Annotated in this window: 6 protein-coding genes and 1 pseudogene; all 7 read right to left on the bottom strand. The window is 56.2% G+C overall.

The genetic code is table 11. The features are described from left to right. Window positions 1-237: 237 nt before the first annotated feature. Entirely contained in the window at window positions 238-1,440 is a 1,203-nt protein-coding gene (locus tag BVER_RS25325) for a hypothetical protein (protein ID WP_050455605.1), read from the bottom strand. Window positions 1,441-1,455: 15 nt separating this feature from the next. Then, complete coding sequence (locus BVER_RS25320) at window positions 1,456-2,070, bottom strand: hypothetical protein (protein ID WP_083452348.1); 615 nt, start codon at window positions 2,068-2,070, stop codon at window positions 1,456-1,458. A 10-nt stretch (window positions 2,071-2,080) separates the two neighbouring features. Continuing rightward, a complete protein-coding gene (locus tag BVER_RS35785) occupies window positions 2,081-2,389 on the bottom strand; it encodes a hypothetical protein (protein ID WP_332309150.1) in 309 nt (102 codons plus the stop codon). Continuing rightward, window positions 2,358-3,188 (bottom strand): hypothetical protein, encoded by an 831-nt coding sequence (locus tag BVER_RS25315; RefSeq protein WP_332309149.1) that lies wholly within the window; start codon window positions 3,186-3,188, stop codon window positions 2,358-2,360. The genes BVER_RS35785 and BVER_RS25315 overlap by 32 nt, the downstream gene beginning before the upstream one ends. 146 nt (window positions 3,189-3,334) lie before the next feature. Continuing rightward, entirely contained in the window at window positions 3,335-5,668 is a 2,334-nt protein-coding gene (locus BVER_RS36350; RefSeq protein WP_370444275.1) for an ATPase, T2SS/T4P/T4SS family, read from the bottom strand. A gap of 318 nt (window positions 5,669-5,986) precedes the next feature. Further along, complete coding sequence (locus BVER_RS31890) at window positions 5,987-7,177, bottom strand: helix-turn-helix domain-containing protein (RefSeq protein WP_157056219.1); 1,191 nt, start codon at window positions 7,175-7,177, stop codon at window positions 5,987-5,989. A 909-nt stretch (window positions 7,178-8,086) separates the two neighbouring features. Then, a pseudogene (locus BVER_RS25305) lies at window positions 8,087-8,905 on the bottom strand (ParB/RepB/Spo0J family partition protein); the annotation flags it as partial. Between the last annotated feature and the right edge of the window lie 134 nt (window positions 8,906-9,039).

Here is a 9,039-nt window from a genome sequence, read left to right as displayed (position 1 = left end):
GGCCATGGCGTAAGCCCTCCCGAGGGCAGGTTGACGAACTGGACATTCATCAACTTACACCACGGCCACCCCTGCCTCTGCGCTCCTGCCGCCTCAGCGTTTTTGCACATCATTCTGCACACTACCGATTCTTTTCGCAAACGCATAAGGATCCTTACTGGTTCGAGTAATTGCAACCGACATCGACCTGGACTTGTAATCCAAGCTGGTCTGGCACAAGTGTGTTGGCTCCATCTGCTAAAACGTCGTAGATCTGCACGACCCATTGACTTCCATTCCAACCCATGCCGAACCTTGCTCCTGCCATCGTGGGGTTATGGTTTGAAACACGATCGCCATGTTTTGGGGCGTAATTCGATACCATGCCGTCCCGCCTGGTCCGCACGCAGGAGGTGTAACGCCACAGCCGTTGTACCAGCCGCTGTATTGCGAGTCGGCCGTCTGATTGCTCACCAGCGCACTCACTCCCACCCAGTTTCCGTGCTTGTTGCAGACGTACATCGTGTTATTGCGAATCGTCACGCCGTTCCAGCCGCAATTACCAGCGGATGCATTGATGTTGGCGACGTTGGCGTTGACCGCATTGCCGCTCACGGTATCATTCGACGTGATATCGCCCGCATTGATCGGAGCAGCTCCTGTCGCTTGCTCGTTCTGTATGTAGAGGGTTCCATTGGTTCGCACCGCCGCATTCACGGTATCGCCGTAGTAGATGGCACCGTTGCTGATCTGCAAGCTGTTGCCCGCTTGAAGTTTGAGCGTCTTGGCGCTCACGTTGCCCGCGTTCTGAATGTCTTGGTTATTCGCGTTCATCGTGCCCGTCAAGGGCAGCGCGCCGTCGCGCCGGTAGTATGGGGAGGTTCCGTCCGATCCAAAGCCATTGATCGCGAGGATCGTCCCGGCTCGGTTGCCGACCGGATTAGGAAACGTCCACTGCCCTTGATTGCCCGTGATGATGCCCGGCGCACGATTGGTCGAATAACCGAACTGCGCACCACCGGCTGCTGTGAGAATGCCTGCACCGGCAATATCGGCTGTCCCCGCCTTCATGAGCGGTGCGCTCGGATAGATCTGCGTGGCAATGTGGCAGTTGCCAGCCGAGGTCGAGCAGTTATCCGGCACAATTGACATGGCGACTTGATAAGTCCCGCCCCAGAACGGTCCGGGCCGAAACGCCACCTTGTTGTTTGCCTGTGCGCTCAACTGCGCAAGCGTCGGCGCCGTGATGGCCGTCGCCGTCGTCTGCGAGAATCCCGGGGGAATTAGTGCGCCAAAGTTCGTCGTGATATAGCTGCCGAGCGCGGCATTGATCGAAGCAATATTCTGCCCTTCGATCTGCAGCATGTTCTGGCGCTTGGCCGCGATATCTTCCTTGATCCCCTGCACAGTCAGCAACGCCGCGCCGACCAGGACGATCAACATCTCGAGAATGCTTCCCATGTCGGCGGTCCGCGATCAGGTGCGAGTGGTCCACAATCCCATCGACGCCATCGAACCGTTCGATGCGCAGGCCGTCGCGACCGTTTGCGGATTGAAGGTGACGGTGGGCGAAAAGATGGTCGTGCCGTTTACCGTGACTTGCGTGTACACGGTGATCAGCGCCGCCGCGCTCAACGAGCACACGGTTGCGGTGACCGGGTAGGTCAGCACCAGCGAGTCGTTAGAGGTCACCAGCGTGTTCACGGCTGCCGTCACGGTCCCATTGAACATGCCCTTGACCGCCGACTTGTCGGAGACCACCCGTGAACCCGCGGAATCGAACGCATGGTTTTGCGCGATGACACTCAGCGTCTCGGAGGAAAAGTCCGCATCGTTCTGCGTCGCGTTCAGAATCCCGGTGTGGAACATCTGCGCTTCGCTCTTGAACTGCGACGAGTGAATGAGGTCGAGCACGTACTTGCCACCGGCATAGACCGCGAGCGCCAGCAACGCGGCACCCGCCATCACCGCGCCCGCTTCGATCATCGAAAGCTCACCCGATTGCTTTTTTGCACGGGCGATTTTGAGGAGTCGGGCACGACGTGCTTTCACTTCGTCGGCATAGGTAGTCTGTTTGTTTGCGATAGTCATTTGATGATCCTTAGTAGCTGGAGACTGCGGAATTACTGGAGGTGAGATTGACCGCGCCCGTCACCACATACGAACCGATTCCAAGCGTCAGGAAGAGCGCGGCCGCGAAGCCAATCAGGATGTAGTGCGTCAGCCGTGCGTTACGCTTGACCGCTTCAACGACGCGATCCAGTGACTCGCGTCCAAGACTTTTGATGGCCGCCTCGAACTGGTCGCGACCGGCGGCATCGGTGATGGTGTCCACGATCTCGATCGAGAAAATGCCGGTATCGAGGGCGCGCATCGGTTCATCGGAACGGGCGGTCAGCCGACGATTCATGGTCGCCAGATGCCAGCGAAGCCACGGGTCGGCTGTCTTCATCAACCGCTCGAGCGACGCGCGCAGCGTGAGGTTCGAATCGAACAATCCCGCCAACGAGACGATCAGCAGCGCAGCACGCAGATCTCGCCGGTTGCGCCACAAGAGCGGCATGCGATCGAAGCGGTCCGGCCCAGCGCTTCAGGCTTGCGAAATACGCGAGCACCAGACCGATGAGGACGGTCAGCGTGAGCCACCAGTACTCGAAACAGAAGGTGTCGACGTGATAAAGCAACTGCCCGAAGTCGGGCCATTGATCCAGCGGCCGCACATCGAGCACTTGCGGGAAGATCACCCCGCCAAAGAGCATGCAGAACGCGTACATGTAGACCAGCAGCAACGCCGGGTAGGCCATCTGCACGGACGTCGTCGCCGACAGGACGCGCTTGGCCTTGGCCGCCATTTCAGCCAACTCGAAACCGCGGACCACGGCATCTTCGCGTGAGGATTCGTCCGCAATGTCGAGCAACGCGTATTCGTCGCCCGGCACGAATGGCTTGATGGCGATCGCGAAGTTCTCACCGCACTGCATCGTTTCACGGATACGCGCGAAGACCTGCCACTCGATGCGGCCGCGACTGCGACTGCGCTTCTCATAGGTTTCGAGCCGATCGAACAGCGTCTCGGTATTACGCAACCCCTTGGCGGCGATGTCCAGACGCGTCTCCCGATAGAAATCCTCTCGGACCTTCTGGAAGCGGATGCGCGCAACGGCGAGTTGCTGTCGAAGCGGCAGTATTTTGACGAACGTGTTGAACATGAGCCACCCGAGTTAGACCATCAAGCCATCGACGCCAGGCATCACGCGGTATTGCGCGAACGACTGCATCGACCGATTAATGAATTGTTGGTCAATCAAACCGCGCGAAGCCTTGAAAATAGCGTGTTCATAGAGGGTCTTTCCAGTCATATCCGCGTGATCGAACCCGGTTCGACGTTCCCCGCGCCACACGCGGCGCGCACCAGCCCAATCGCGCTCGGCCACACGTTCGAGAAATTCCGGGGTCGGACGGTACAGTTCGGCGGCAAGCGTGGGGCGTTTGGTGCCGCCCGCGGCCTTACCGTGTCGTGTGAACAGACCTTTGAGACGACAGTGTTCACAGCCGTCGTTGCCATGCGCGACGTGTCGAGTCCGAACTTGGTACGCAAGATCTCCAGATCCGACGCGGCCATCACATCTTCCGCCGGTAGCTTGCAGTGCTCGCACAGTGTCGGGATCAGCTTTTGATTGCCCACCGCATTGATGAAGCCTTCCGAGGCAAGCTCGTCGATCGGCAGTTGCAGGCGGCCGCCCGCCATACGCATCACGGCTGCGATGATGTCCCCCGCGTGCAAGGAAAAACGCACCGGGTGGCCGGTCAGCGCGAGTTCGGCGACGAGGCCCATCACGACGCGGTCACGGACTTCACCGATGGTCAGATCGTCCGGATCCTGCCGCATCAAGGTACGGATCACCTCGGCATACTTGCGGTTCGCTTCGTCGTCAGTCTCAACCGGACGACGAATGATCGAATAGTCGGATAGCCACGGCATCGGATATTCGGACGGCTCGTTCACCGCGAATTGCTTCTTCAACTCGCGATCCGGCAACATGTAAGACAGCTCGCGCAGCGTCGTTGTCTTGCCCGAATCCGTCTCGCTGGTGAGTGCCGTGATCCCGCCGCTCACGTAGTTCAGCGTGTCGATCAGATCGAGCTGGCTCTTTTCCAGCCCCATGTCCTTGGGCAGCAAAACAGAGTAATTCTTGAAATTTCCGTCGAGCGAACGCAGCGTGACATCGTAACCGCCCACAAGCGGCGAGGACTGCCAGCGCAGATTCACTGTGTCGGTCTTGACCACCAAAGGGATCATGGCCGACTGAGGCGAGCTCGGCTGAAAACTGTTGCCGGAGTTGGTGTTGCGCTGCACGAGATCGCTGTAGGCCGCAAACAGCGCGCACCCATCGTTGTGGAACTCGCGCGGCTCGAAGTGAATGTCGCTCGCGCCAAAGGAGTGCGCCGCTTCGACGATGTCGCGAAAGTTACCGATCGCACGACTCGCCTCGCGAACGACCGAATTGGCGGAAGAAGCCGACTTACCCGAGTAGATCGCCGCGATCACCTTTTCGGTTGCGATCATCTCCTCGCGCACGAGGATGTCATTCGAACCGAGATCCTTGACGAAGGTGGCGTACTGCGCTTTCTCAGCGAAGCGCGAAGTCGCCACTGTGATCGCGACACCGGGCTGCAATTCCACGGCGACGAATTCCTTGCGCGCGCTGACCGGGATACGCAACGCGGCATCATCGTCAGCAACGGTCAGGATGCGCTTAAATTCGGGTAACGAATCGACCGAGATCAGTTCCGGGCGTCCCGGCATGAGAGCATCCAGGGCAGTGTCGTCGTCGATCACGTCATCGGCAGAGGCGTTCGGAGCGTCCGCACGCCGCAGCGGCTGCGATATTTCGGAAGTTGGAGATTCATCGGAACGCTCCGCCCCTGCTTGCTGTGCGTCTGCCGCGCGGCTAACGGGCGTTACAGAACCCAGACGCGGGTCCGCGGAATGCACGGAATGCACGGGCTGCTCGACAACCGGCGCCGAGTCAGGGCTCGTGTCGTGTTCTTCGGCGGCCGCCATGGCAGCGGCCATTCTGTCATAACTCGGACGATCGAACTTCGGCGGCACAAAAGGACGAAATTCCGGTTCGTGATTCGTCTCGACTGTCGTAACGCCGGCTGAAGCCTGATCCCCGTCTTTGACGACGGAGCGGTAATCATCTTGACCGCCTGTGAATGCGTTACTGTCGGAACCGATGCTTCCACCTTTCTCGACTTCGGTGCTCTCAACATCCTCGACGTCGCCGCCCGACAGCGCGCGCCCAAGGAACGAGACCTGTGGATTCATCGCGCGAGTCCGCGAAACATCGTCTCGCTGTTCAGGTCGAACCTTCGCTTCTGCACGCGCGCGTTGACGAGACGAACGTTTCAACACCGGCTGAAGGGGCGAACCAAGATCGGTGATCGCGCGGACCGACGGGCTATCGGAGAACGCGACCGGTGTATCGACTGGTGCCGAAATGGTTTCGGTCCATTTGCGCTTGCCGTCGGCGAGGTTCACTTCGAACCCGGCCACCAACGCAACTGTCCAGCCATTGAGCAGCCGAGAGCCTTGCCGCGCGGTATAAATCGTGCCCTGATAGTCATAGAGCACGTATGCCCCCGACATGTCGGAGTAAGCGCCAACGAAGGAGACCGGAATCACGCGCCTGGGCGCAGACGTACCATTGGAACAGCACTATCGTCTGATTTTTCCCGGAAAGAGAGTGAGTTTTGTGCATCTCTTCACAACAGGATGTCTTTCAATCTGGTATATCCAAAAAAGCTACCGAGACAGCTCCATCGTTCCGAGACGGCAATGCGGTTAGTTCTCAATCACCAAAACTTTTTGGCGTGCAAACCCTAAGGGACCGGACCTGCTTGACGCGCGCGGATGTGCCAATTTAGTAGGGGGCGCTAAATGGCACATTTTCGTAACGCCTCTTTATTCATTTAAATCAATGTGTTAGCGAGAATTCTATTTTTACCTAAGAGCTACCCGGGTAGCCTTGGTTTGGCCGGCATATGCGGTGCAAGACGCGGCAAGTGCTTCTTTCAGCGATCCCAGTATATGCCGTGCGTGCTCAGGGTTCGATCGCTGATCCACGTTGAGCAGAGATGTTGCTGTGCGGCAAGGAGCCTCGCCTGCTGCGACTGGCTCAAAAGTTCCGTCAACTATAGCTGCTATGGTTTCGAGTGCTTTGTGAAACGGTGTCGAGCTTGATTGACCATTCGGCCCTACCTTGACGAGTCCGACGTCTTCGACGGTCCAAATGTCGTCGCCGCCGCGAAAGCTCTTCCCTGCCAATGCTCGCACTTTCTGTACTAGCGCTTGCTCCGTGGCCGCTTGATTCGCGCGTTCTGCCGCAGCCATAGCAATTGTTTTGCTTTCCATATTCAAAGATGCGTAATCGACGGTGTGTTGCAACAGCGCTCGCAAATAGGCGAAGGGATTGCGAGTCTTTCCCGATTTAAGCTGGGTCGACACGTACTCAACCACATCGGATAATTTATGCCCTTTTCGCCGGGCCTGCGCCATTAGGGAACAGACGCCGAACGGTGTAACCAGCCCATCGGTGACAAGCCAACCTAAATCGTGTGGAAGCCTCACACCTTTGATTCTTTCAAAAAGGCCCTTCGGTTGTCTCTTTGAAAAAGATTGTTTAGGTTCACTGTTTACGTATTGCACGCGCGCGATATCGTCACTCCGATCAGTAGTAACTGACGTTTTTTGCGGAGACGTTGGCGAAGATGCTAAACCCAGTAGTGCTAGCCCATATCGGGTGAAGCCGATGGTTCCGATTGCCATCACCGACGGTTGTGTATTGCGGTAGATGATGTTCGCCACCTCCAAGACTTCGAGTGCGCGATACACGGTAGCGGGATTGATCCCTAATTTTTTTGCAATTGTTGACTTTTTGATGAAAGTCGTTGCATTTAAATCACTCAGTTTTAATCCAAAACGAATAAGACATGCCAGAACTCGTCGAGCGCTATCAGTTAAATTGAGTTCGTCGAAACCTTCGTAAGCCCGGACAATCGCATTAGCGAGTGCACCTGGCAGTAGTGAATGATCGTTGCGATCAGGCAGTGATGTAGACGGACCCGCGTGTTCAAATAGTTTGAGTGGATCGAATGCAAACGGGGTCTCTGCGTCTGGGCGAAAGTCGTCCATAACGTTTCCTGTGTTTAGTTTTCTTTGGAAATCGTTGACAGAAGACGACGCGCTAATTACTCTCATAACAGAGGTCCAACTCTGTTTTTGTTTTTTAGCGCGTCGTCTCTGTCGTAATGCAAAGGCCAGAAGCTCCAACTTCTGGCCTTTGCTTTTTAGTCGCTACATTTTTAAATCGTCTCCGAAATTTGAGTCCAAAATGAAAAACGCCCAAGCTAGCTCGGGCGTTTTTTATGGGTTGCCGAAGTGGCGATAGTCCTGGTGTGTGTTTCTCCGGGGAAACCTGTTATAAGGACGCTTTTAACGACTGAGTGTTCAGGCGATCTGACACAACACAAAGTTTCTGCGGGGAAGCTTATTTGGACTGTCCTCGTTGCATGCTCTCGCAGTTTCCCCGGGGAAACTGCGAGAGAGAGCGCACAGAGGTTTCCCCGGGGAAATTGGTCAAGAGATTTCGTTCGATGACCGACCGTAGAAACGTGGCGACCTACCAATATATTTCCCCGGGGAAACTTACTTTCCACCTGGGTGTAAGCCTTGGGTAGTTTCCTAACACGCTTCGGAAGAGAGTTGACAGAGGTTTCCCCGGGGAAACTTCTCAAGTTCAATCCTTCGGCAATTGAGCACGCGCACGAGCCGACCTGCCGAAAAGTTTTCTCTGGGAAGCTTACTTGGACTGACCTCGATGCATGCTCAGGCGGTTTCCCCGGGGAAACTTCGAGCGAGCGCGCATCAAGGTTTCCACGGGGAAACTGTTCAAAAAGAATCGTTCGACGAGCGCGTGCGTAAGCAAGCCGACCGGCCATATACGAGTTTCTATCCGGCATGCCGGATAGATTCCATGCGTCCCATATCATCGGTAGTAGCACTTTCCGAAAGCGTCCGGAAACGATATTGAATGGATGCGGGTTAACCATTATCAGAAGCTTGGCTGCGGATCCGCTCGACCAATGTCGACTTGAAATCAGCGTCGGCTGAGGCCAGCAGATCGACGGCAGCATGTAAAACATCGGCGAGCTCGGCCAGCCGATCAGCGGGCAGGGCACCTCCTGACACTTTGAACTCGACGTTGCCGTTCTCATAGGTGCGAAACGACCCGACAGGTTGGTCTGCAACTTTGATCGTGCGCGACGCGACCGCTGCACGTCTTGACTGGCGAGCGTTAGATTTGTGCTGTTTTATCAAGGCTTCAATGGACCGCCGGGAGAAGTCTTCGTCGACGATTTTTTTGCACAACGCCAAGATTTTGTCATCGGCTTCTTCGGCACCATCTGCCAATGGAGCGAGAAGCGAGGCTGTCGTGTAAGGGAATTTCTCAGCGTTTTCGTTCATAAACTCCAACACACGAGGCGAGAATTTGCTGAACGCCAGCATCTTGCTCACCGTGGCTTTCGAGAGTTCAAGCTCCTGCGCAATCTTCTCAGCGGTGACGCCTTGTTCAGATATCAGTTGACTCCAGCGCAATCCCTTATCGATTGCGGAAATCGGTTTTGTTGAATCTGTTAGTTTGAACGACTCGGAGTAGTACGAAAGTGGGCTGTCGGAATCTACATCGATTTCGATTGCCCAAATCTCCTTCCATTTGAGTTGTTGAGCTCCACTCCAACGAGTCTCACCATCGACCACAAAGTATTTGCCCGGATGCTCTGGTACCGGAGTAACGCTGATTGGGTGATGCTGGCGCGTAGTTGCCATCGAGTTTGCGATATCCCGAATACGCTCAGTTTTTTGTTGACTCTGATGTTCCTATGGGGGCCTATGAGGGTCGGGCGGGGCGCAAAAAAAGCCTTCTCCGTGAGGATGGCGGTCTTGGGACGGTTATTTGCAAACGGTGGCCCACGGTGCGTATTGGCCGGAGGGTG

It is taken from the genome of Candidatus Burkholderia verschuerenii (assembly GCF_001189365.1).
Lineage (GTDB): Bacteria > Pseudomonadota > Gammaproteobacteria > Burkholderiales > Burkholderiaceae > Caballeronia > Caballeronia verschuerenii.
This window is presented reverse-complemented; position numbering and strand designations above follow the sequence as displayed.

Excerpts from the sequence above, each read along its gene's own strand:
- BVER_RS25320 (WP_083452348.1), bottom strand. The coding sequence starts at position 2,070 with ATGACTATCGCAAACAAACAGACTACCTATGCCGACGAAGTGAAAGCA.
- BVER_RS25325 (WP_050455605.1), bottom strand. The coding sequence starts at position 1,440 with ATGGGAAGCATTCTCGAGATGTTGATCGTCCTGGTCGGCGCGGCGTTG.
- BVER_RS25315 (WP_332309149.1), bottom strand. The coding sequence starts at position 3,188 with ATGTTCAACACGTTCGTCAAAATACTGCCGCTTCGACAGCAACTCGCC.
- BVER_RS31890 (WP_157056219.1), bottom strand. The coding sequence starts at position 7,177 with ATGGACGACTTTCGCCCAGACGCAGAGACCCCGTTTGCATTCGATCCA.
- BVER_RS35785 (WP_332309150.1), bottom strand. The coding sequence starts at position 2,389 with ATGAATCGTCGGCTGACCGCCCGTTCCGATGAACCGATGCGCGCCCTC.